This window comes from Algoriphagus confluentis (assembly GCF_036245625.1).
GTDB classification, from domain to species: domain Bacteria; phylum Bacteroidota; class Bacteroidia; order Cytophagales; family Cyclobacteriaceae; genus Algoriphagus; species Algoriphagus confluentis.
On sequence record NZ_BTPD01000003.1, the window covers coordinates 224,920 to 247,377 of the forward strand.

The window sequence follows — 22,458 nt, forward strand, 5'->3', positions numbered from 1 at the left end:
ATATCCAATAGAATCATGATTTTATGTTTGAGTTGCTAAAGACAGGGCGAAGATAAAGCCGGGGTCTCAAAATACCAAAGGCACTTGGGGTACTGGACTGTTTTTTAATCCAAGTCGTCCAGATCTTCTTCAAAATCTTCATCTTCGAAGTCATCTTCATCTTCATCGAAGTCAACGAAATTGTCATCTACAAATTCGTTTTCTTCCTCAAGATCATACTCGTCTTCAAATTCGTCATCAAACTCGTCTTCTTCTTCGAAGTCATCAAACTCATCGAATTCTTCTTCAAAATCCTCCATAGCTTATTTTTTAAAGGGTTTTATTGATTCAACGGTACGAAATAAGAGAAAAAATCAATTAGACCAATACAGCTGACTTTAATTTTTTTTCAGGAGATAAATTCACCTCTGAACCTTGCTGAATCAGCCATTTTTCCCTAAGTAAGGAGGCCCAAACCTTCATGTAGAGCACCACATCTTCTCTTGAATTTTTATTCAGCTGATCTCTTTTCTCCTTCGGAATTGATTTTAATATTTCCGGATCTGAAAGTCGCTCCAAATGGGCAAGATCATCCAAAGTCAAGCCGTAATTCAACATTTTGGAAATCATCATGTCCATGGGATATCCGCTTGTGGGGCAATAGTCGAGGATCTGCTCATTCCAATCCCCATAGCGCTGCATGGCAAATTGGTGGATTTCCGCTTTGCTCAATTGAGTCAGTTCCTGAGCTAAATTTCCACAATTGCAGGCGCCCATATGTCCCCACTGATAGGCGGCACCATTGGAAAGTTTGGTGATCGTCTTTTCTAATGCAGCTATTAATTCAGGGTTTGCTTTTGCCATATCCTTTTTTCTTTGATAACTCGTATTTGCTATTGTGGTTTTCTAAAGATAAAAAAGATCAAAAAAAAACTGACCATAAAGTCAGTTTTATCAGTTGAAGATGTTTTTAATGTATTTTTTTATTAGAGGTTTGGAAAGGTAATCCCTTACGATCTGGTATTGACTGGCTTTGTTGATGTCCCTTTCGTCCACAGAACTGCTCAGTATGTAGATTTGAGCATCTGTGTCCCTAGGCTGGAAATGATCCAAAAAGTCCCATCCCGTCATTTCCGGCATGTTCAGATCCAAGAAGAGGTAATTCGGATTGATCGTGTCAATTTCCTCCAAGGCTCTTCTGGCACTCTGATACTTAAAAAACTGACAAGGCTCCTTAACATTTTTGGAGATCAGCTTTTCAGTAACAAAAGTACTGATAGGATCATCATCTATGAGAACTATCGTTAGCATCAAAATGCGTTATATGGGGTTTGAAATACAATAATATTTATACAAAAATGCCAATTAAATATTTATTTGCAAATACTTTGCCAAAAAAGATTGTAAGGATTAATTCAATTATTACTCAGGGTTGAATTTTTGTTTTCCTAAAAGAAGGTCAAAAAACAGTTTGAAATCAGAGGCCAGGCTGAAGAGAGGATATTGAAAGGTAGCTGGCTTGTTTTTTTCGAAAAAGAAATGACCAATCCAAGCAAATCCATAGCCGACAAAAGGGATAGAAACAAGCCAAGTGTAATTTCCTGTCACCAGGGCTGCAATCAAAATGACGAACAATAAGCCTGTTCCTACAAAGTGCAGCATTCGGCAGGTGGCATTTTGATGCTCCTGCAAGTAGTAGGGGTAAAACTCTTCGAGGGTTTTGTATTGCTTTTCCATGGTTATTTTGCAATGATGGGGTTAGTTTTGAGGAAAACTTGTGTAGCTGAACTTAAGGATTTCAGCACCTTTTTTGGTTTGGTTTTGGGGTTGCTAACTTCGGTTACTGCTGTCAGCGTCATCAGGTATTTGTCCTGTACTGGGTCAATAAAATCCAGAATTACCTGCAAAAGCTCATAGTTGGATACACTGACCCGATTCATATTTTGCATGTTGTAGGGATTAAATAACCAAGGATCATAGACCCGATATCCCCAAAATGGATAGGGGTTGACATTATTGATCGTTTCTTTTTTTCGGGGATCTTCATTGGAATGGTACCGAATGACCAAGTCAGGCCGCTTGGCATCGTAGACCATTCCTGCCTGTTCCAGTTGTTTTTGCAATTCAATTTTCACCATCTCATCTATAAAGTTCTCTTCAAATCCTCTGATATTAAGTTCTTTATTGACAATAACAAAGCTTTGATAGGGTTTAGAAACCGGGATCTCGGTATTTTCTTTAAATACCTCTATCGAACTGCAAGAGAACAGAAGCAGCAAAGAAAAAAGGGCTAAAGGAAAGAAATATTTGGGTACAAACATGGGGGAGGTTGAATTGAGATTACTTCTTGGGAAATTTAATTTTTCTTCTGTAACGGAAAAAAGATTCTCTTTATTCATTTCATTCCCCTCAAAGAGTTAAGGATTATTATTTTTGGCAAATAAATTTTATGAGTAGACCTGATTTCGACGATATTTTCATGGAATTGGCCATCAATCTGGCCAGAAGATCCCATTGCATCAAAAAACATGTGGGGGCAGTATTGACCAAGGATACCAGGATCATTTCCATCGGATACAATGGCCCCCCTGCGGGAACACACAACTGTGACGTGGAATTTCCGGAGCACGGCTGTGCCAGAGATAGCAAAGGGAGTTGTTCTCTGGCCCTCCACGCAGAGCAGAATGCCATCCTTTATGCAGTAAAAAACAATACTTCTGTGGAAGGGTCAACGCTATATGTCACTCTGGCCCCCTGTCTTGCCTGTGCAAGAATTATTTTCTCAATGGGGATTTCTAAGGTAGTCTATCTCTTCTCTTACGCTGAATATAAAGGAATCGGAAGGGATGAGGGGGTGGACTTTTTAATAAAGTTCGGTGTGGATGTGGATCGATACGCCAAGGAGCTGGAAGTTCAGGACCCTTTGATTTAAACGAAATTAACCTCTGGGCTCAGGAAAATTCCAAATTTTTCATTTACCGAATTCTGGATATCCTGCGCCAAACTTTGAATGGCCTTCCCGTCTCCATGGCCAAAATTTACCAAAACCAGGGCCTGCTTGGCATGTACACCTACCTCTCCGATCTTTTTCCCCTTCCATCCAGCCTGTTCGATCAGCCATCCTGCGGGCACTTTCACGCCATTTTCTACTGAGTATCCGGGGATAGAGGGAAATTGAGCTTTCAGATTTTCGAATGCCTCAAAGGCAATCGTTGGATTTTTGAAAAATGAACCCGCATTTCCGATTTCTTTAGGATCAGGCAATTTGGACCTACGTATTTCCACCACCGCGTCACTGACAGCCTGTATGGAAATGTCCTTTACTCCGTTTTGCTTTAAAGTGTCTTGAATTGCACCATAGCTTATGTTGAACCGGGGTACCTTCTGAAGCCGAAACACCACAGAAGTAATCACGTACCTATCCTTCAATTCATGCTTAAACACGCTCTCTCTATAGCCGAATTGACAGGCTTCGCCATCAAAGGTCTCCATGTTCAGGGTATCTCTGTTTAGGGCTTTTAGACTTTCGAAGACTTCTTTGATCTCGACTCCGTAGGCACCGATATTCTGCATGGGAGAGGCCCCAACCGTACCGGGAATCAAAGACAGATTCTCAATTCCAGCCCAATTTTGTTTTATGGCAAAAAGAACCCATTCGTGCCAGTTTTCTCCTGCACCCACTTCTACCCAGATTTCTTCTTCAGTTTCCTGGATCACCTCTATACCTTTGAGTTCTATTTTGATCACCAAGCCCGGAAAATCCCGAGTCAACAATACATTGCTTCCTCCTCCCAGTATCAAAACCGGCAATTGCCTTTCTTTAGCCCACATCAATGATCCTTTGAGAGCATCCAAATCTTCGGCTTGGGTAAAAAATCTGCTTTTTTTATCTATTGCAAAAGTATTGAAGGGCTTGAGGGAAAGGTTTTCTATTATCTTCATGGTTTGGGCTTGTCCTGCGAAATAAGCAAGAATTTTAGCTCAAATCTAGAAAGTTGGTCGGTAACTGAAGACAGTTTATGCGAGAAATACAAATCAATGGCACCCGGGTAAGGTGGGGGCAGCAGGTCAATCTGGAAATTCCCATTGCCAAACTTCCCACACACACCTTGATTGATTTGCCGATTTTTATCCGCTCCTCCAGCAAAGCAGGTCCTATAGTCTTGATCAGTGGGGGGATTCATGGAGATGAAATCAATGGAGTGGTCACTGCCAAAAAGTTTCTTGAAGAAGTAGATCAGGGGTTGGATTTAAAAAAAGGAGCTTTGGTCATTATTCCCTTGGTGAATATCTACGGTTTCTTATCCAACAGCAGGACCTTTCCCGATGGAAGAGATCTGAATCGGAGTTTTCCAGGAAGCAAAAAAGGCTCCCTAGCTTCCAGAATCGCATTTATCCTCAGTGAAGAAATCATTCCCCAAATCGATTATGGGATAGATTTTCACACCGGAGGTAGGATGCTTTCCAATTATCCTCAGATAAGGGTGGACTTTTCTGATAAAAAGGGATTGGAACTTGCCAAGGCTTTTGGTACGCGGTTTATGGTGAATTCCAAGCATATTGAAAAGTCATTCCGAAAGACGGCCTATAAGGCGCAAAAACACATTCTTGTGTTTGAAGGGGGAGAGTCCATGCGATTGGACCCGCTCTCGATTGAGGAAGGGATATCCGGTACCAAGAGAATTCTGCAACATCTGGGTATGATCGAAGATGCCCCCGAGCCTCTCGAAACTCTGATTCTGAAAAACAGCGATTGGGTACGTGCTAAGGCTTCGGGTATTTTTTACTCCTCAGTCAACCTTGGAGACAATGTAAAAAAAGGGCAAATCCTGGCCAGAATTTCGGATCCTTACGGTCAGGTGGTCGTTCCAGTCAAGTCCCCTTCCAATGGATATGTCATCGGAGTCAATAATAACCCGGTCATCAACGTAGGCGATGCGCTGATTCATGTAGGCGATACCTAAAAAAGGCCGATCCCATCACAGAATCAGCCATTTCTTAACAAATTTAAAGTAGGGATCAACTGAAATAGGCCCGTAGTCCTTCCAGTTTTTCGGTCAGTTCTTTTTCTACTTTTCGATAGTCTTCTTCTTTAACCAAAGGAGAATTGACTGAGAAGTAGTATTTGATTTTGGGTTCGGTGCCGGAAGGCCTTGCCGAAATCTTGCTTCCGTCCTCCAAATAAAACTGCATCACATTGGATTTGTCCATATTCAGTTTTTCTACTTTTCCTGATTTTACCTCCGTGACTGTAGCGTTCTTTACATCCACTATTCGCTCCACAGGACTTCCGTTCATTTCAGAGGGTGGATTGGTACGGAAGTCAGCCATGAGTTTCTGAATCTGTTCTGCCCCGTCTTTACCCTTTTTGGTTACTGAAATAAGAGATTCTTTGTAGAAACCGAATTTTTGATAAACCTCAGCGAGCACTTGGAAGACGTTTTTGTCTTGAGTCTTGTAATAGGCGATAGCCTCTGCCACCATGGCACAGGCACTGACTCCATCCTTGTCCCGCACAAAATCTCCAACCAAATAGCCATAGGACTCTTCCCCTCCACCAATAAAAGTCTCTTTTCCTTCCAATTCCCGGATAATGGCTGCGATATTTTTGAAACCAGTCAACACATTGAAGCATTTCACTCCAAAGCCCTCGGCGAGCCGGTTGATCAATTCCGTAGTCACAATGGTGTTGACCATAAACTGTTTTCCGTCAAGCTTGCCGGATTCCTTCCAACGGGAAAGCAGGTAATAAGTGAGGAGCGTACCGGTCTGATTGCCATTGAGCAATTCATAGTCCCCCCCTTCATTGGGAACAACCGCCGCATACCGATCCCCATCGGGGTCACAGGCCAATACCAAGTCTGCCTGGACTTTTTTGCCCAATTCCACAGCAAGTGTGAGGGCTTCGGCCTCTTCCGGATTGGGGTAAATGACGGTTGGGAAAGTTCCGTCCGGCTTGATCTGCTCCTGGACTACATGGATATTGTCAAAACCAAACACCCGAAGTGCATCTGGAACCATTTTGCCAGATGCTCCATGAATTGGGGAAAAGACAATAGGCATGGATCGATGAGCCTGAATTGCCTTGGGTGAGAGACTTAGTTCTTTGACCTTGTGCAGATAAATCTGATCAAATTCCTCCTCGATGAAATGCAAAAGCTCATCCTTTTTGTCCCAATTGACTTGATCAAAGGAAATGATCTTTTTGACCTCGTTGATGATGTTTGTGTCATGTGGAGCGACTACTTGAGCACCATCGTCCCAGTAGGCCTTGTACCCATTGTATTCTTTCGGATTGTGTGAGGCCGTGATCATCACTCCGGATTTGCATCCAAAGTGGCGGACTGCAAAGGAAAGCATCGGGGTAGGGCGCATCTCTCTGAAATAAAGGACTGAGATCCCATTTGCAGTCAGGACATCCGCTGTGGTGCGGGCAAAAAGCGTATTGTTGATTCGGCTGTCATGAGTTATGGCCACTTTTATTTCCTCGTCGGGGAAGCATTGAAGCAGATAGTTTGCCAATCCTTGAGTGGCCATACCGACCGTGTAGACGTTCATTCTGTTTGTGCCTACACCCATCAGACCTCGTAGTCCTCCGGTTCCAAATTCTAGGTCTTGATAGAAGGAATCTATCAATTCTGTAGGGTTTTCTACTTTAAGTTTCTTGATGGCTTCTTTGGTTTGGGCATCTATATTGCCATCCAACCACTTTTGAACTTTGCTTTCGATAGCGGGATCTATTGAACTCATGGGTTTAAAAATTTCAGTACGTTTCTAATTTATGTAAAATGTCAAATTTTGCCACCATTCCCAATAAATGTCTTTCGATCCGAATATTTTTCTGCCTGATTTTCAATACCGAAAAGAGATTCTTTATTTTGGTTCGGCTTTTGCGCCAAATATGTATATGAAAAATCACCTTCTTTTTCCCATTACTTTACTTTTGACTCTTTTCCTTCTTCTTTCTGAATCATTTGTACCCAATAAGGAAAAAAAGCCGCTTTTCTCAGCTCCCTCAGAAAATATTAAGATCAGAGAATCTACGCTGGATCTTCAAGTATCGATAGGGGACAAGCTCTTTGTCTTTGGCAAAAAAAGCGGAACTCTGGACATGGTGAAAGTAGGAATGGACCTATTGCCTTTTGCTCAGCAGCTCGAGGAAAGCAATCCGGAGATCCAGCTGAAACAGATCATGTGGAAAAGACTTAAAAACGGGACAGTTCAGATTATTTCCAAATTCGACTCTTGGCCATCAGGACTGGTTTGGTCTATTTTTCCCGATGGAAAGCTGAAAATGGAGGCCACAGGAGAGGCCTTGACATCGGATTCTTCCTCCCGGTATTTGGGTCTCGATTTTGATTTTCCTGTAGTGGAATTGAGAAAAGTCATCTGGAAAGAACATTCAGGGGCCTATGGAGAATGGGATTTGCAGGCTCAAAGTCAGCATCCTCCGCAATTTTTTGCCTCTTTCGATTTTGTGGATTTGGTCTTTGATCAGATGGGAGTACACGTGAGGTCTGATGGAAAAGACGTGGGATTGGAGTGGAAGTCAAGAGTGGATGGAGATCGAGGTTCGGATATTCGATTTGTACTCCAGGGCATGGAAGAGGAAATTTCCGGTGGCTCCATCGCTTCGGATTTACCCGATTCCTTTTCCGGTTCCGGCAGAAGTAATGCTCCAAAGATTGCAGTGCGATCCATTTCCTTATGGTTTGACTTTCAGTAATTTGAATAAGGTGATTGCTCATAATTAATCCTTGGCTCTTCGGATTTTTTACTTCTTTCCAGCTGGATGTTGTACTGAAATGATTCGGGTTTTTGTGTAGAAACTGTCAATAGGGGATGGAAATCCTGTTTTTTGGAAGTATATTTTTAACGCAAAAACAGGCAAATACCTCTGAAGCTTTGTCCTTGACCTAGCTCTATTGCCAGATCAGACCATTCTTGTAAACCTTTGGATTTTGCAGTTTTTGGCCAGTTCCAGTAAATAATCAACCCTAATTTATCCTTTATGCGAAGTTTGTTTTTGAGTTTTTTTCTGGTGTCATCCTTTTTTGCCAATGCTCAATCAGTGCGGTTGAAAACCCCTTGGACCGATTCTGTAAACCCTGCGGCGCCCCTGCAGGAATACCCCCGACCTCAGCTGAGACGGTCCGATTGGCAAAACCTCAATGGACCTTGGGACTATGCTATTTTACCTAAGGGAAGCCTTCCTGAGACGGGTTTTGCAGGGAAAATAACTGTTCCCTTTCCAGTGGAATCCTATCTTTCCGGCGTGCAAAAGGAAGTCGGTCCGGAAAATGAGCTATGGTACGAGAAGTCGTTTGATTTGGTGCTTCCTACCAAAGGCAAACGTGTTTTACTTCACTTTGGGGCTTCTGATTGGGAGACAGAGGTATGGGTAAATGGGAAAGGAACAGGCAAGCATCATGGAGGATATGATTCCTTTTCCTTTGACATTACCCCTCATTTGAATGCCGGAAAAACTCAAGTAATCCGGGTGAGGGTCTGGGACCCCAGCGATTCGGGACCTCAGCCCAGAGGTAAGCAAGTCAGGGAACCCAAGGGAATCTGGTATACTCCTGTGACTGGGATTTGGCAGACGGTGTGGTTGGAAACGGTCCCTGAAAGCTTCATTTCGGGAATCTATTCCAATACAGATTGGGAAAATGGGGTTCAGGTTTTTTATCCTGAAGTTTATTCAGAAAAAACCGGTCTGGAAGTGGAAGTCTTGGTCAAAGAGGGCCCTTCCGTATCCGGCACTTTCAAAGGTAAAGCCGGTTCTCCAATTCCGGTTAAGCTGAATTCACCCAAAGCCTGGTCTCCGGACTCTCCTTTTTTGTATGAGGTTTTGGTAAGGCTATTTGAAGGAAAAAAGCTGATTGAAGAGGTCAAATCTTACGCTGCTTACAGAGATATTCGCATGGCGAAAACTCAGGATGGTTTCCAACGCCTTTTTTTAAATGGTAATCCCCTATTTCACTATGGTCCACTGGATCAAGGATGGTGGCCTGATGGTCTCTATACTGCACCTACGGACCAAGCCTTGCTTTTCGACATTGAGAAAACCAAGGAGATGGGTTTCAATATGATCCGAAAACATGTCAAAGTGGAGCCAGCCCGATGGTATTATCATGCGGATAGATTGGGGATGCTCGTTTGGCAGGACATGCCCAGCGGAGATATGGGCAATCGATGGGAAGTCCGTCCGGGAGTGATTCGGGAAGGAGTGGAAAAGGTAAGGACTTCCGAATCCGAAGCTATTTTCAAGACCGAGTGGAAAGAAATCATCAACGAATTCAAGTTTTTTCCTTCCATTGTGGTTTGGGTTCCTTTCAATGAAGCTTGGGGACAGTTTAAAACTGCGGAAATCACCCGAATGACCCGTGAACTGGACCCCAGCCGCCTGATTAATGCTGCATCTGGTGGTAATTTTGAAATGGAAGGATCCACAGTAGTGGGGGATATTTTGGATCTTCACAATTATCCTGACCCAGTCATGCCGGATCCAGGTATATTCGGTGAAAAGTCCATCATGGTATTGGGAGAGTTTGGAGGACTGGGACTTCCTCTTGAGGGTCATACTTGGCAGCAAAAAGACAATTGGGGGTATCAGAGTTTTTCCTCAGCGGATGAGTTAAAAGCAAGATACTCCGGTCTGATTGAAGATTTGGCAGAATATATCCCGAAAGGCTTGGCAGCAGCAGTCTACACCCAAACTACTGATGTGGAGATCGAAACAAATGGGCTAATGACTTATGATCGCCAAATCATCAAAATCGCAGTGCAAGAGCTGAAAAAGATGCATGAGAAGCTGTATAAATAGATATTAGACACAAGACATAAGATGCAAGAAACAACTTTTCGCATCTTATGTCTATGGCCTTACATCTAGCGTCTAACTCTTACTCTACAAATTCCCTCTCAATTCCTGTTCTCTTTCAATCGCTTCAAACAGAGCTTTGAAATTTCCTTTTCCAAAGGAAGTAGCTCCTTTTCTCTGAATGATCTCAAAGAAAAGGGTAGGGCGGTCCTGTACCGGTTTGGTGAAAATCTGAAGCAAATAGCCTTCTTCATCACGGTCTACCAGAATATTCAGTTCTTTGAGTGGCTGAAGGTCTTCATCGATTTTTCCCACCCGATCCAAAAGATCGTCATAATATGTGCCGGGAACTTCAAGAAATTCAACTCCTCTTTTTCTCAATTCACTGACCGTGTGAATGATGTCATCCGTAGCGATAGCCATGTGCTGCACCCCGGGGCCTCCATAAAAATCCAGATATTCTTCGATTTGGGACTTTTTCTTGCCTTCTGCAGGTTCGTTGATCGGGAATTTGATGTAGCCGTTGCCGTTAGAAACTACCTTGGACATGAGGGCGGAGTATTCGGTGGAGATATCTTTGTCGTCAAAAGTGATCAGCAGCTTGAAGCCCATCACTTTTTCATAGAATTCCACCCAATGGTTCATTTCTCCCAAAGCCACATTTCCAACACAGTGGTCAATGTATTTCAGACCAATGGAAGTTGCCTGGTAGGTACTTTTTCTTGGCTTGAAACTGGGAAGAAACACTCCTCGGTAGTTTTTTCGCTCTACAAAAGTGTGGATGGTATCCCCATAGGTATGGATCGAAGCCATTTTTACTTCTCCATGCTCATCTTTGAATACTTTGGGTTCTGCAGCAGATTTCGCTCCGCGGGAGGTGGTTTCATTCCAGGATTTTTCCGCATCATCCACCCATAGGGCCAATACTTTTACTCCGTCTCCGTGTTTTTGGATATGTTGATTGATAGGGTGATCTGAGGAAAGGGGAGAGGTAAGCACCAATCGGATTTTATCCTGCTTTAAGACATAGGAAGCACGGTCTTTCACTCCAGTTTCGGGTCCGGAGTAGGCGATCAATTCAAATCCGAAGGCGTATTGGTAAAAGAGTGCACTTTGTTTGGCATTTCCGACATACAGCTCTACATAGTCGGTACCGTTTATAGGTAAGAAGTCTTGATTCATGGTGAGTTAAATTTGGGTCTGAATTCAACCCAAAGTTAACAAACTTCACCAAATAATATTTGGCAGGGCAAGGCTATTCTTCGGGATTTTTATTTCTCCAGAGGGCTATCCATGCCATGAGCAAGAAGGCCAGGCCCCAAGTGCCCACGGGGGTCTCCATAGTCAGCCATAGCAGGAAAAAGTAATAGGGAATAGCGAAGCAGAAACCGATCAAAAACTTCCATGTGGCTGTAAATACCTCGTCTTTCACACCGGGCTTTTTGAGAAGCCAAAGGCCAAAGAGTGGTAAATGGAAGAGCTTCATTACTTTATTCCTGAGCCCGGAAAGTTCGGCTGAGGGATTTTTTGGCTGGCCATGAGCCAGAAAATAATCTACTTCTGCCTTGGAACTTACATCCACCTGATGCTCCAGTATGCGATGCAGCGTTTCTTCATATGTTTTCTCTGGGATATTCACTACCAATGCTCTCAAATCATTTTCTACCCGCTTGGTCAGTTTCCCGGATTGAGCCGGAGGCATATCCACCGGTATAGGAGTTCCAAATGTAATGTTAACCCAACTTCCTGATCTTTTGTGAGCACTGTAGTCGATCCCTACTGGCAAAATTAAAGGTTGAATCCCAGGGTATTTTTCCAATAAACCAAAAGCCATCCGGGTAAATCCCTTGCTCAGTGGCCTAAGGTTTCGTGTCAGACTGTGGCCTCCCTCCGCAAAAATGACCACGCAACCATTTTTTCTCAGCACCTCATAGGTCTGTTCAAATGTTTGTTGATTTTGCTGAATCGTGGAAAATCCATCCCTAACGCGATATACCGGAAGCATCCGGATAAAATGCAGGAGTTTTGCCGCAATCGGGTTTTTGAAAACTGAAGCCCGGGTCAAAAAGTAAGGACGAAGTCGGGTGTGTGTAGCCAAAAGCAAAGGGTCAATCAGGGCATTCTGATGGTTGGCTACCAGAATTACCGGTTTCCCTTGAGGGATATTTTTTTTGCCATGGACGTGAATTCGATGAAAATACCCATGCAGGGCTATTTTCACCAAGATTCTGAGCACTCCGTTGAAAAGGTTTTGTATCATTTGGAATTCCAAAAGGTAGCGACTCCCAAACCGGAAATCAGGTGCCATATTCCCCACCAAGCAGTGATGATTGCCATGCCACCCAGTCCATCAAAATACGTGAAAATCAAAACCAGACCCAAGCCAGAATTTTGAATTCCTGTTTCAATAGTCAGCGTTTTGATATCTGCAAGGGGCAGTCGGGCAATTTTTCCTGTGATATAGCCTGCTAGTAAGGCGACCAGATTATGTGCTAAAACCCAAAGGAAAATCAGCTGAATGTATTGGATAAACAGGCTAAAATTGCCCGCAAAGGCAATCACCACAAAAGCGGCAAAAATCAGAATACTCAATGGACGAAGTATTTTTGAGGTTTTTTCCGCGAATCGGGGTAATTTTTGTCGGGTAAGGATTCCCAAAAAGAGGGGGATTCCTAAAATCAAACCCACGGTCACCAATACATCCACGGTATCCAAAGAAATCTCTTTGAGCATCAAAGCTGTGGGAGCATAAAGACCTGCCCAAAGTGCAAAGTTTAATGGCGTCAAGAAAAGAGAACTGCTGGAAGAGAAAGCAGTAAGGCTTACCGAGAGTGCAGAATTTCCTTTAGCCAAGCTGGTGAGAAAGTTGGAAACATTTCCCCCGGGGCAGGCAGCTACCAAGAACATGCCCAAAGCCACGCTTGGAGGAGGCTGAATCGTCAAAACCAACAAGTAGGTAAGAAGAGGGAGCAGGATAAATTGGGAAAGTAGCCCAAGGAAAAAGCCTTTTGGATTTTTGACTAGGTATTGAAAATCACTCCACTTCAAGTCAAGAGCTACACCATACATGATGAGGGCCAAGGCCAGATTGAGTAGGAGAAGGTCTCCCTGGGAGAAATTGAGTCGTACGGAATCGAGATTGGTTGGGTTCACTGTCTTGCGATTTCTCCAAATTGTGGGAAAAATCAAAATCACAGATGCAAACTCAAGTTTTTTTTAGATGATCAAATCAGATTTTTTCCCAAAACAGGATAAATCAGATTTCCACTCACTTCGTTCGCGTGTTCTGTCAGCCAATCCAAGGGTTCCAAAAGCAATTCATCTGATAGGTCAAAAGTCCCAAAGTGCATAGGGATAAAGTTTTTGCCCCCCATCTCCTGATATGCCTTGACTGCATCCATTGGGCTGGTATGTACGGGGTGCATAAACCATTCCGGCTTAAATGCCCCCACGCCCATCATGGCATACTCAGGTGCGCCAAGGGTATCTCCAATCAATTTGAAATGGGGTCCATAGCCCGAATCACTCATGAAATATAGGCTTTTGTCCCCGCTTTCCATGAAGTATCCTCCCCAAAGCCGCTGATTGGTGTCCAAAAGTCCTCTTCGTGACCAATGCCTTGAGGGGACAAAAGTAATTCTCAAACTTTCTTTCAAATCATAGGATTGGAACCAACCTGCCTCTTGAATTTTATTTTTGGGCATCCAGGGCTGCAAAAGATCAGTCATCCTAAGCCCCGTGAGAATCTGTGCTTGAGGCAGGGTTTTGCCCAGCAGCTTCAAGGTAGCCTCATCACAGTGGTCTCTGTGATCGTGGGAAATCAGGATATAATCGATCCCTTCCAAAGTCTCCGGATTGATGGGTAGATCTGAGTATCTTTTCAAGATCCAGTTTTCCAACCAAACCGGATCAGTCAAAAGCGTCACCCCTCCGATGTGAATCAAATAGCTGGCATGTCCCAACCAAATAATCTGGTCTTTGCCGTTGGGCTTGAATCTGGAGATTTTCTGGATCTCCAGTCTTCGCTTATCTTTTTTCTTTTCTTCAGCCTGGGGATTTCCCTTGAGCTTCCATTTCAATACTTCTGTCAAACTTGCCTCAAAAGGGTGGAAAAGGTTCTGAAAAGTGCCATCACTTCTCAGAGGTGTGCCTTTCCACCCGGAGGGAAGTTTGTCGTAGGGAAGTTTGGGATTGGAAATAAAGCTCAAGGTGGGTTCGGGTTTTATATCCAAGTAATGATACAGAGCAACGGCTGGGATGGCCACACCCAAGCTACCCATAAATTTTCTTCTGTTCATCATTGGTTTGGTCTATTCAAAAGGCATTGAAAATCAAGACAATTGACCCTGAGGATCAGTTGTCTTGAGGGATATTCAGCAAGAGCTTGATTACTTCCTTTGGAGTGCAGGCTTTTCCAAGCCATTCGTCCTGGAAAAACAGCTGAAGGTTGTACTCCAACTCAAAGATCAACCCATTGACAAATACCGGGTCCATATTGAGTTGCTGAATGAAGTGGTCGTTTTTTCGCTCACCGGCCAGAGTGATGCCATAGGAGTGGAAGACCTCTACGGCTTTTTTTAGTTTTGAGAATTGCTGGTTCATAGTTTCAAATAGTAGGCGGTAATAGTTTATACATCACAGGGGTGACAATTCTGGAGAGAAGAGTCGAGCTGATTAGACCTCCTATCAGCACAATGGCCAAGGGAGAAATCAGCGGGTTGGTACTCAATGCAATGGGGATCAATCCGCCTATTGCGGTAATGGTAGTCAAGACTATGGGTAAAAACCTGATTTCTCCTGCCTCTCGGATAGCCAAGTCAAGATACATTCCTTCTTTTCTCAATTGGTTGGTAAAATCTACCAGTAGAATCGAAGTTTTTACCTCAATACCTGCTAACGCAATAAGGCCTATAATCGCTACGAAAGACAAAGAGTTCCCGGTCATCCAAAGTGCTGCTAAGGCTCCCACCATACCCAGTGGAATCACAGAAAGCACGATTATGGTACTCTTAAATGTTTTGAAGAGCAGAATCAATACTGCAATAAAAAGGAATACCGTTACGATAATGATGGTATTGAATCCCGCAAAGGATTCTTGTCGGGTTTCGTATTCTCCTCCCATGGTATAGCTGTATCCATCCGGAAAATCCAATTGGTCCATTTGTGCGATTACCCCTGAAATGACCCGGTCCGCCAGGAAATTTTGGTCGACAAAAGCAGAAACCGATACAGCCCTCTTTTTATTGTAATGATCGATAGTCAGCGTACTGCTTTCCAGTTTTAAATCCGCAAACTGAAATAAAGGAACAGCTGCTCCCCGGGCATTGTTTACATATATTCCTTCAAAGGTGGTCAGGTTGGCTCGATCTGCCTTGGAGCTGGTTACTTTTAGCGTCCTCTCAATGCCATCTGAATCAGTGAACGTACCCAAATCCAAACCGGAAATTGCCAATCGAACAGTACGATCAATATCTCCAATAGAAACCCCCAATTGCCTGGCCTTTTCCTTATCAATAGCGACGCGAATGTCAGTTTTGAGATTGGCTACAGGATTATTGATGTAAATGGTTCCCTGGGTTTGCTTGAGTAGAGCCTCCACTTTTCCAGCCAAGGCGCGAAGGGTATCCAGATTTTCACCCGTGAGCCTAACTTCGACGGGGGCGGTTACCGGGGGGCCTTGCTCGAAGTTTTTGATTTCTACCCTTGCACCGGGAAAATCCGCAAATTTTTCCTTCAAATCCCCGATCAGTTTAAGCTTTTCAGGTGGGGAGGTTTCCGGGTGCAATTGTACAAAAATCTGAGCATAGTCCGTCCGTTCATTTTCAGGGATTTCATTGTAGTAAATTCTTGGATTTCCTTTGCCTACATTGGATGCGAAATTCAAAATGGCCGGTAAGTCCATCAATTCTTTTTCGACTGCCTGAGTCACTTCATCCGTTGTAGTCAAGTTGGATTGAAGTGGGGTGGTGATATTGATGAGAAATTGGGGCTTTTCTGATGGAGGAAAAAGGCTGAATCCAATGATGGGAAAAAGGGTCATGGAGGAAAGGAAAATTAATCCAGCCAAAATCAAAGTCCTTTTAGGGCTGTTGAGTGCTTTTTCCAAGAGAGGTGCATAGCTGGCATGGATTCCCCGCTTGAAGAGTTCGTAGATTTTATTGGAATGGTCGGGCCCCTTGTCTTTCAACAGCCAGGTAGAAAGAAATGGAATGATGGTGAGGGACACGATCATGGATGCAAAAACACTTAAAATCACGGCTATGGGAAGACTCCGAACAAAATCTCCCGATGCCTCAGGCAAAAAAACCAAGGGTAGGAAGGCGATTATGAGCGTGACGGTACATCCAACAACCGAAAGAGAGATTTGCTGCGTGGCTTTCAATGCAGCTTCTTTCTTCGAAAATCCTTCAATGATCCAGCGTTCGATATTTTCTACCACCACAATACTGTCGTCTACCAGCAGTCCCAAGGCTACAACCAGGCCTACAATACTCAACTGATTGAGACCAAAGCCGAGCGTGTTGAGTAAAACCAAGCCTATGGCCAAGGAAAGAGGAATGGAAATCATCACTATCACCGAGGCCCGATTGCCCAAAGGCAGGAGGGTAAGAAAGACTAACCCTATCGCGATCAGGAAATCTACTCCCAATCCTCCCAGCCTCCGATTGACATAATTGGCTTGATCAAAGGCCAGGTAAAAGTCAATGTTTTCGGGAAGTTCCTGCTCAAAGCGATCCAATACAGCTAAATACTTATCCTGAATGGTAGAAATGTTGTTCCCCTCCTTGAGTGCGGCAGTGACAAAAATGGACCTATACCCATTGATTCGGGTGATGTGTTTGCTTTCTTCCCAGTCTTCTGCCACGTAAGCTACGTCGCCTAGCTTTACTTTTTTGCCCTCAAAGGAGTAAATGATCGTTTCTGAAATCTCCTCAGCTGTACGGTAATTTCCACTGGTTTTCACATTGAAAGTTTTGCTTCCTGCATCCAATTGTCCGCCGGGAAGGTTGCCCAATTCGCTCTGAAGACTTCCCAAAACGGCATTGAGCGGGATGTTTTTTTCGGCAAGCTGATCTATCCTTACCTGGACCGTGACGGTAGGTTCGGGGAGCCCATGTATCGTGATTTTCTTGAGTTCGGTAATTTTTTCGAGCTCGTCTTGCAGGCGTTCTCCGTACTTTTTCAACAGGTCCTTGCCGGCGGTCTCACTGATCAGAGCAATTTGAAGGATATTCACATCCGAAGGCCGGACTTTTCTCACCTCGATGGAGTAAATATCCTGAGGTAGATCTGGCCGAAGGGCGTTGATTTCCCGGACTAGTTCCTGATACTTTTGATCCACATCTTCTTCGTAGTTGTATTCGACGAAAAGAATAGCAACCCCGTCCTTGATCTCTGTTTTGATTTTTTTGATGTTTTCCAAGGCATAGACTGCCTTTTCTATAGGATCTACGACCAGTTCTTCCATATCTTCAGGGCTGGTACCGGGATAGATTACAATCACCGGAAACTGGGGAGACTCAATTACCGGATCTTCACTGCGGGGCATATTGAGAAAGGTAGTCAAGCCCACCGCGATGGTCATAAGGAAAATCACCAGGGTGAACTGGTAATTTTTGACTGCAAATTCGGAGATTTTCATTTCAGTCCTGAATTAAAATAGAAGACCCTGCAGACAGATAAGCACTTCCGGATACAATCAGCTCTTTTTGATTTTCAAGACCAGATTTGACCTGAACCTGGTTGATATCCAGTTTGCCGAGCTTTACTTGGACCTTTTTGGCGATTTTTCTGTCCTCAGTCACGAAAACATATCCGATTTCCCCTTCCGCATCCAAAAGCGCTTCGTAGGGTATTAGCCATCCTTCTGTTTTTTGGCTTGGAAAAATCTCGGCTTTTCCGAACATCCCCGAGGCTAAGGCATAATCTATTTCCTTCTCTGCCTGAATTTCCACCCAGTATGCACCAGTTGCCATGTCAGCAGCTTGCGATTTACGAATCACCTTTCCGGGAATTTTTTCCACTACATTTTCCAACAGGAGGGTGGCCGAATCCCCGATGGCTATGCTGGACCAGTTTTGTTCATTGACAGTAGCTTGAAGAGTCCAGGAAGTCTGATTGGCGCCGTTGATTTGAAAGACCGGAGCACCGGGACCCACTTGCTGTCCCGAGTTGACAAACTTTCTCAAAACGTAGCCGCTTCGGTTTGCCCGAATCTCCGAATAGCTTTTGTTGAATTCGGCTGCCCGAAGTTGCTGCTCGGCTATTTGAAGAGCTGTTTTGCTGTTCTGGAATTGCTCCAGTGTGGCTACACTGTCCTGATAGAGTCTCGCTGCTCTTTCTGAGTCTCTTTTTGCTTTTTCAAAGGCCAGTTTTGCCTGAGTGACTCCGGCATCCACTTCAGTCAAATCCAAGGTGGCCAAGAGTTGGCCTTTTCGGATGGGATCGCCTTCCTGAACAAAAATGCCGGAAATTATCCCGCCCGTTTTGAAGGAAAGTAAGGTTTCGTCCTTGGTAGAAAAAGTACCGCTTGCCTGAATCGTGCTGGCAAATGCTCCGCTTTGAAGCGTAACAGTCTTTACCGGAATAGCTTCAGACCTGGAAGGAAGCTTTTTTTCAGGAGTAGATGTGCCACAAGCGAATAGTAGAAGCAGGCCTACAGGGGCAAGTTTGGCTAGAGTAGGGAAGGTGAAAGGTTTCATAGTCAATACGTTTCGGTGGAGAGTTGTCTTTCCAAAGCCGCAAGGGATTTGAGGACATTATAGGAAGCAATGGTTTTTTGAAGGGAAGCTTGGGTAAACTGACTGCGGCCATCGATGAATTCGATCAGGGAATTGGCTCCTTCCCGGAAGCCCCTTTCCACCAATCGAAAGTAGGCTGCTGAGGATTCCAATTTTTTCTCTGCTGAGCGAAGGGCAGATAGATTGGTTTGGATTTCATTTTTGGTGAGTTGGAGTTGCAGGCTTAGCTGATTGTTGACCAGTTCTTTTTGATATTGAATCGTTTTCAGACCCAATTCGCTGCGTTTGATTTGGGTTTGATTTCTGCTACCCTGGTAGAGGGGAATACTCAAGTTGAGTCCCAAAAGTGCATATCTAGATTTTTCGTCAAAAGCCCAATCAAAAGCCTGTGAACCTAAATCTCCAAAGGCATTCACTTTGGGAACCCAATAATTTTTGCTGGCTTGAAGTGCTGTCTCCTGAATTCGCTCAGCTGTCTGAATTTGCAGGATCTCGGGACGGAAGGAGAGATCTTCTTCTTCCAGCCATTGGGCAATTTCTGCCTCTTGGGCTTCTTGATATTCAAAAATGACTTCTTCTTGGATGGGTCTGTTAAGCAGGAAATTGACATAATTTGCTGCATTCTGCTTTCTGTTTTGAGCTTCGATCAGCAATGCCCGGATATTTTCCACTTCACTTTCGGCTCTTAGGACTGCTGAAGGGAGCCCTTTTCCATTTTCATAGAGAATTCGGGTGTCTCTGAGGTTTTGTTGCACCAAGGCCTCAGAGGTTTGGATGACTTCTATCGCGGTATGGGCTACACAAAAGTTGTAGTAAGCAATCTTGATGTCCTGAACCAGCGTCGCCTTATAGACCTGAACTTCATATTCTGACAGCAAAACCTGATTTTGCCTGATTTTCTTTTGGTATGACAGATCGGTATTGAGGATAGGCAAGGAGGCCCTGACTCTGGCATCGTAGAAATTGTCCGGAAGGAACTGCTCCGAAACATTTTCCAGTTGGGGGAAATTCGTGGTCCCTGTCAGCTGGTTCAAAGTAGAATAAACCGGATTCAAAAGATCACCGATGGGAAAATCGATGGTTCTACCTCCTGCAGCCAGGGTATAGCTGCCTTCAAATCCCACAGCAGGCAAAAAATAACTCCTGGCATCCTTCAAGGCTAGGAGGCTTCGTTCCAGTTCAATGTTTTTCTCTTTGAGCACCAAATTGTTTTCCAATCCCAATTCAAGGTATTGATTCAGGATTCCTTGAGCATACATCGGCTGAATCATCGAAGTCAGCAGCATGAGGAGTAGGGAAATTTGAAGTTTACTATTCATTGTTTTTTTATTAAACGATGTTTAATTCAAAGCCAAAAAAAATCAAAGTCTATCCAATACTCTGTAAAACTCTTCCAGTCCATCTTGGACTATATTTGCTTTACTTTCCTCTTTGATCACCTCACAGCGACCACGAATCTGCAGGGACACCATGCCATGGACAGTGGACCAGATGAGAAAGGAGAGCGGCTCAAGCTGATGTCCTTGAAAATGACCATCACTCATGCAATCCTTGATCGTTTCCCTCAGGTAATTGAAGGTTCCGCCACCTTCTTTCCAATCGTCATGCTCGCTGTCATGAATATGGTGAATAGGTGCTTCTTTGATAAACATAAGATCATACATATCAGGATTTTGCATGGCAAAACTTATATAAATACTTCCCATGGCTTTGAGTCTCTCCATGGGATTGCGGACGGAGTTTAAGACTTTCATCATGACTAGCAATTGCTGAAAGCCTTCCTGATGCAGAGCATGGAATATCTCATTCTTGTCCCTAAAATAATGGTAAAGGATTCCCGGGCTGTATTCGATTCGGTCGGCGATGTTTCGGATGGATGTTTTCTCAAAACCCTTCTCCAAAAAAAGAACTTTTGCCGCACCCAGAATTTTTTCTCTTAGCTCTTCTTTCTCTCGCTCTTTTCTGTCTGAAATTCCCATAGTGATTCAATTGAACAATCAAATGTAATTGAACACTGTTTAATATTCAAAATATTTTTGAAATTATTTTTGCTCCTTCATGGCATCACTGTCCCAAGCATGGTCGTTGAGCGAGAATTTCTTTGCTAATTCACCGGAAAGAAGGGTTTCTTGTAGATCGATTTGTTTTTTGACTTTACTGATATACTCTTCCCGGTTGTTTTTATATTGAACCAGGACCTCCAGCGCTTCTTCATCATATTTTTTGAATTGAGCGGCGAGACGATGAATGGTGTAGGCTCTGAAGCCCAGCTTTTTGAGTGCATCTTCTCCCATTCGGATAGAAGTGTCCAGGTGTTCCCGATAAATGTTTTTTGCATTCAGCTCCATGTATTCGTAAGCATCCATGCGGTTTTTTGCTCTGAGCATTAATTCCAAATGGGGAAAATGTTCTTGGCAAACTTCGATTAGTTTTTTGTTGGTTTCCTCAGAACTGACTGCTGAGATGAGAATTTTGGCATTTTCTGCCCCAGCTGAATGAAGCAGATCCACACGGGTGGCGTCTCCAAAAAAAACCTTAAACCCCATCCTTCTGAGCAAATCCACTTGGTCTGGGTTATAATCCAACACGGTAGCTTCTATCCCGTTGGCACGGAGGAATCTTCCCAGAGTAGATCCAAAGTGGGAGAATCCACACAGAATTACAGCGTTTTTCTCTTCAATTGTATCCGCTTCTCTCTTCTCTCCGGTGGATTTCTTTTGGGCTTTTGCCAAGATAGTTTTGTCCAAAATCAATCCTAAAATGGGGGTAAACGTCATACTCAAAGCAGTAATTGCCATCAAAGAATCCGAAACTTCCCCATCAATTATTCCGAGCTGCAAAGCAAAAGCATAAATGACAAATGAAAACTCGCTGACTTGTGCTAGACCAAAGGCATACCCCAAATTTTCAGCAAATCCGAGCTTTTTGGTTTTTCCGATTCCGATCAGCACCAAAGCCTTGACCAGCATTACACCCAAGGTGACGGATAGGATAATGCCAGGATTGGATAGGATCAGATTAAAATTAATCGTAGCACCTACTGCCATAAAGAACAAGCCAAGTAGCAGACCTTTAAATGGATCCAAATCAGATTCCAAGGCATGTTTGTAGGGAGAATTGGCCAGAATCACCCCGGCGAGAAAGGTTCCCAAGGCTGGGCTCAGTCCCACCAATCCCATCAAAAAAGCTATTCCAACCACGATTAGAAGAGCTGATGCGGTAAACAACTCCCTGAGTTTGGTTTTGGAAACCCAATTGAGCAAGGGGCCGAATCCAAAGCGTCCCAAGAGAATGACCAGCCCAATCGCACCGAAAATGGATAGAGTCTGAATCCATCCCGGCTGATGTTCCAGCAAGCTACCATGGCTTTCTGCTGAGGAAATCGGCTCTGCCACGGCCAAGAGGGGTAGGATAGCCAGAATTGGAATCACAGCGATATCCTGCATCAGCAAGACGCCAAAAGACATTTTGCCGGATGGGCTGTCCAGTTCATTTTTTTCCTTGAGGGACTGAAGGACGATCGCTGTGGAAGATAGGGCCATGGCCATGCTCAGCGTGAGGTTGGTTCTCCAGTCATCCAGCAGAAGCATGGCTAATGCAAATATCAACAGGATCGTGATCAAAACTTGGGTCAAACCTACCCGGAGAATGAGATCTTTCATTTTCCAGAGATTTTTGGGCTCCAGCTCCAAGCCGATCAAAAAAAGCATCATCACCACCCCAAACTCAGTGGTATGCATGATATCCTGACCTGCCTGACCGTCTTGGATAAATCCAAATACATAGGGACCGATCAGAATTCCTGCGATCAAATAGCCCAAAACAGAACCCATTCCCAATTTTTTGGCAATCGGAACGCAGACTATAGCTGCCAGAATGTAGATAATGGAATTAAAAAGAAATCCGTCCATAGTG

21 protein-coding genes are annotated in these 22,458 nt (G+C 44.0%); 4 read left to right on the forward strand and 17 right to left on the reverse strand.

Annotated elements, in window-relative coordinates:
* Positions 1-104 precede the first annotated feature (104 nt).
* The 5 genes from AAA943_RS05695 to AAA943_RS05715 form a co-directional block, all read right to left on the reverse strand.
* A complete protein-coding gene (locus AAA943_RS05695) occupies positions 105-299 on the reverse strand; it encodes a hypothetical protein (RefSeq protein WP_338223264.1) in 195 nt (64 codons plus the stop codon).
* Between the two features lie 58 nt (positions 300-357).
* Positions 358-843: a hypothetical protein gene (locus AAA943_RS05700; RefSeq protein ID WP_338223265.1), complete on the reverse strand. Its 486-nt coding sequence runs from the start codon at positions 841-843 to the stop codon at positions 358-360.
* A gap of 90 nt (positions 844-933) precedes the next feature.
* Positions 934-1,290 carry a response regulator gene (locus AAA943_RS05705; RefSeq protein WP_338223266.1) on the reverse strand — a complete coding sequence of 119 codons (357 nt, stop codon included), beginning with the start codon at positions 1,288-1,290 and terminating at the stop codon, positions 934-936.
* Between the two features lie 111 nt (positions 1,291-1,401).
* Positions 1,402-1,716, reverse strand: coding sequence for an Mpo1-like protein (locus tag AAA943_RS05710; protein ID WP_338223267.1), 315 nt, complete (start codon positions 1,714-1,716; stop codon positions 1,402-1,404).
* Positions 1,717-1,718: 2 nt separating this feature from the next.
* Positions 1,719-2,300 (reverse strand): DUF4136 domain-containing protein, encoded by a 582-nt coding sequence (locus AAA943_RS05715; RefSeq protein ID WP_338223268.1) that lies wholly within the window; start codon positions 2,298-2,300, stop codon positions 1,719-1,721.
* Between the two features lie 128 nt (positions 2,301-2,428).
* Between AAA943_RS05715 and AAA943_RS05720 the strand changes: the two genes are divergently transcribed.
* Positions 2,429-2,911, forward strand: a complete 483-nt coding sequence (locus AAA943_RS05720; RefSeq protein WP_338223269.1) for a deoxycytidylate deaminase — start codon at positions 2,429-2,431, stop codon at positions 2,909-2,911.
* Here AAA943_RS05720 and murB read toward each other — a convergent pair.
* On the reverse strand, positions 2,908-3,921 hold the full coding sequence (murB, locus tag AAA943_RS05725; protein WP_338223270.1) for a UDP-N-acetylmuramate dehydrogenase: 1,014 nt from the start codon (positions 3,919-3,921) through the stop codon (positions 2,908-2,910). The two genes, AAA943_RS05720 and murB, sit on opposite strands and share 4 nt — an antisense overlap.
* 77 nt (positions 3,922-3,998) lie before the next feature.
* Here murB and AAA943_RS05730 point away from each other — a divergent pair, with 77 nt between their 5' ends.
* Positions 3,999-4,943 (forward strand): succinylglutamate desuccinylase/aspartoacylase family protein, encoded by a 945-nt coding sequence (locus AAA943_RS05730; protein WP_338223271.1) that lies wholly within the window; start codon positions 3,999-4,001, stop codon positions 4,941-4,943.
* A gap of 55 nt (positions 4,944-4,998) precedes the next feature.
* Here the strand turns inward: AAA943_RS05730 and AAA943_RS05735 are convergent, their stop codons facing one another.
* On the reverse strand, positions 4,999-6,729 hold the full coding sequence (locus tag AAA943_RS05735; RefSeq protein ID WP_338223272.1) for a phospho-sugar mutase: 1,731 nt from the start codon (positions 6,727-6,729) through the stop codon (positions 4,999-5,001).
* A 67-nt stretch (positions 6,730-6,796) separates the two neighbouring features.
* Between AAA943_RS05735 and AAA943_RS05740 the strand changes: the two genes are divergently transcribed.
* Positions 6,797-7,705 carry a hypothetical protein gene (locus AAA943_RS05740; RefSeq protein ID WP_338223273.1) on the forward strand — a complete coding sequence of 303 codons (909 nt, stop codon included), beginning with the start codon at positions 6,797-6,799 and terminating at the stop codon, positions 7,703-7,705.
* Positions 7,706-7,990: 285 nt separating this feature from the next.
* Complete coding sequence (locus tag AAA943_RS05745; RefSeq protein WP_338223274.1) at positions 7,991-9,805, forward strand: glycoside hydrolase family 2 protein; 1,815 nt, start codon at positions 7,991-7,993, stop codon at positions 9,803-9,805.
* An 84-nt stretch (positions 9,806-9,889) separates the two neighbouring features.
* Here AAA943_RS05745 and hppD read toward each other — a convergent pair whose 3' ends face one another.
* The 10 genes from hppD to AAA943_RS05795 form a co-directional block, all read right to left on the reverse strand.
* Positions 9,890-10,984, reverse strand: a complete 1,095-nt coding sequence (gene hppD, locus AAA943_RS05750) for a 4-hydroxyphenylpyruvate dioxygenase (protein ID WP_338223275.1) — start codon at positions 10,982-10,984, stop codon at positions 9,890-9,892.
* Positions 10,985-11,057: 73 nt separating this feature from the next.
* Positions 11,058-12,038, reverse strand: coding sequence for a lysophospholipid acyltransferase family protein (locus AAA943_RS05755; RefSeq protein ID WP_338223276.1), 981 nt, complete (start codon positions 12,036-12,038; stop codon positions 11,058-11,060).
* Between the two features lie 20 nt (positions 12,039-12,058).
* Positions 12,059-12,955: a bile acid:sodium symporter family protein gene (locus AAA943_RS05760; protein WP_338223277.1), complete on the reverse strand. Its 897-nt coding sequence runs from the start codon at positions 12,953-12,955 to the stop codon at positions 12,059-12,061.
* A gap of 71 nt (positions 12,956-13,026) precedes the next feature.
* Entirely contained in the window at positions 13,027-14,103 is a 1,077-nt protein-coding gene (locus AAA943_RS05765; protein WP_338223278.1) for an MBL fold metallo-hydrolase, read from the reverse strand.
* Between the two features lie 52 nt (positions 14,104-14,155).
* Positions 14,156-14,404, reverse strand: a complete 249-nt coding sequence (locus AAA943_RS05770; protein WP_338223279.1) for an acyl carrier protein — start codon at positions 14,402-14,404, stop codon at positions 14,156-14,158.
* A gap of 4 nt (positions 14,405-14,408) precedes the next feature.
* Positions 14,409-17,444: an efflux RND transporter permease subunit gene (locus AAA943_RS05775; protein ID WP_338223280.1), complete on the reverse strand. Its 3,036-nt coding sequence runs from the start codon at positions 17,442-17,444 to the stop codon at positions 14,409-14,411.
* Between the two features lies 1 nt (position 17,445).
* The gene (locus tag AAA943_RS05780) at positions 17,446-18,504 is read right to left on the reverse strand and encodes an efflux RND transporter periplasmic adaptor subunit (protein WP_338223281.1); all 1,059 of its coding nucleotides are present in this window, start codon (positions 18,502-18,504) and stop codon (positions 17,446-17,448) included.
* Positions 18,505-18,506: 2 nt separating this feature from the next.
* On the reverse strand, positions 18,507-19,862 hold the full coding sequence (locus AAA943_RS05785) for a TolC family protein (protein ID WP_338223282.1): 1,356 nt from the start codon (positions 19,860-19,862) through the stop codon (positions 18,507-18,509).
* Positions 19,863-19,904: 42 nt separating this feature from the next.
* Positions 19,905-20,522 (reverse strand): TetR/AcrR family transcriptional regulator, encoded by a 618-nt coding sequence (locus tag AAA943_RS05790; protein ID WP_338223283.1) that lies wholly within the window; start codon positions 20,520-20,522, stop codon positions 19,905-19,907.
* 63 nt (positions 20,523-20,585) lie between these two features.
* On the reverse strand, positions 20,586-22,454 hold the full coding sequence (locus tag AAA943_RS05795) for a monovalent cation:proton antiporter-2 (CPA2) family protein (RefSeq protein WP_338223284.1): 1,869 nt from the start codon (positions 22,452-22,454) through the stop codon (positions 20,586-20,588).
* Between the last annotated feature and the right edge of the window lie 4 nt (positions 22,455-22,458).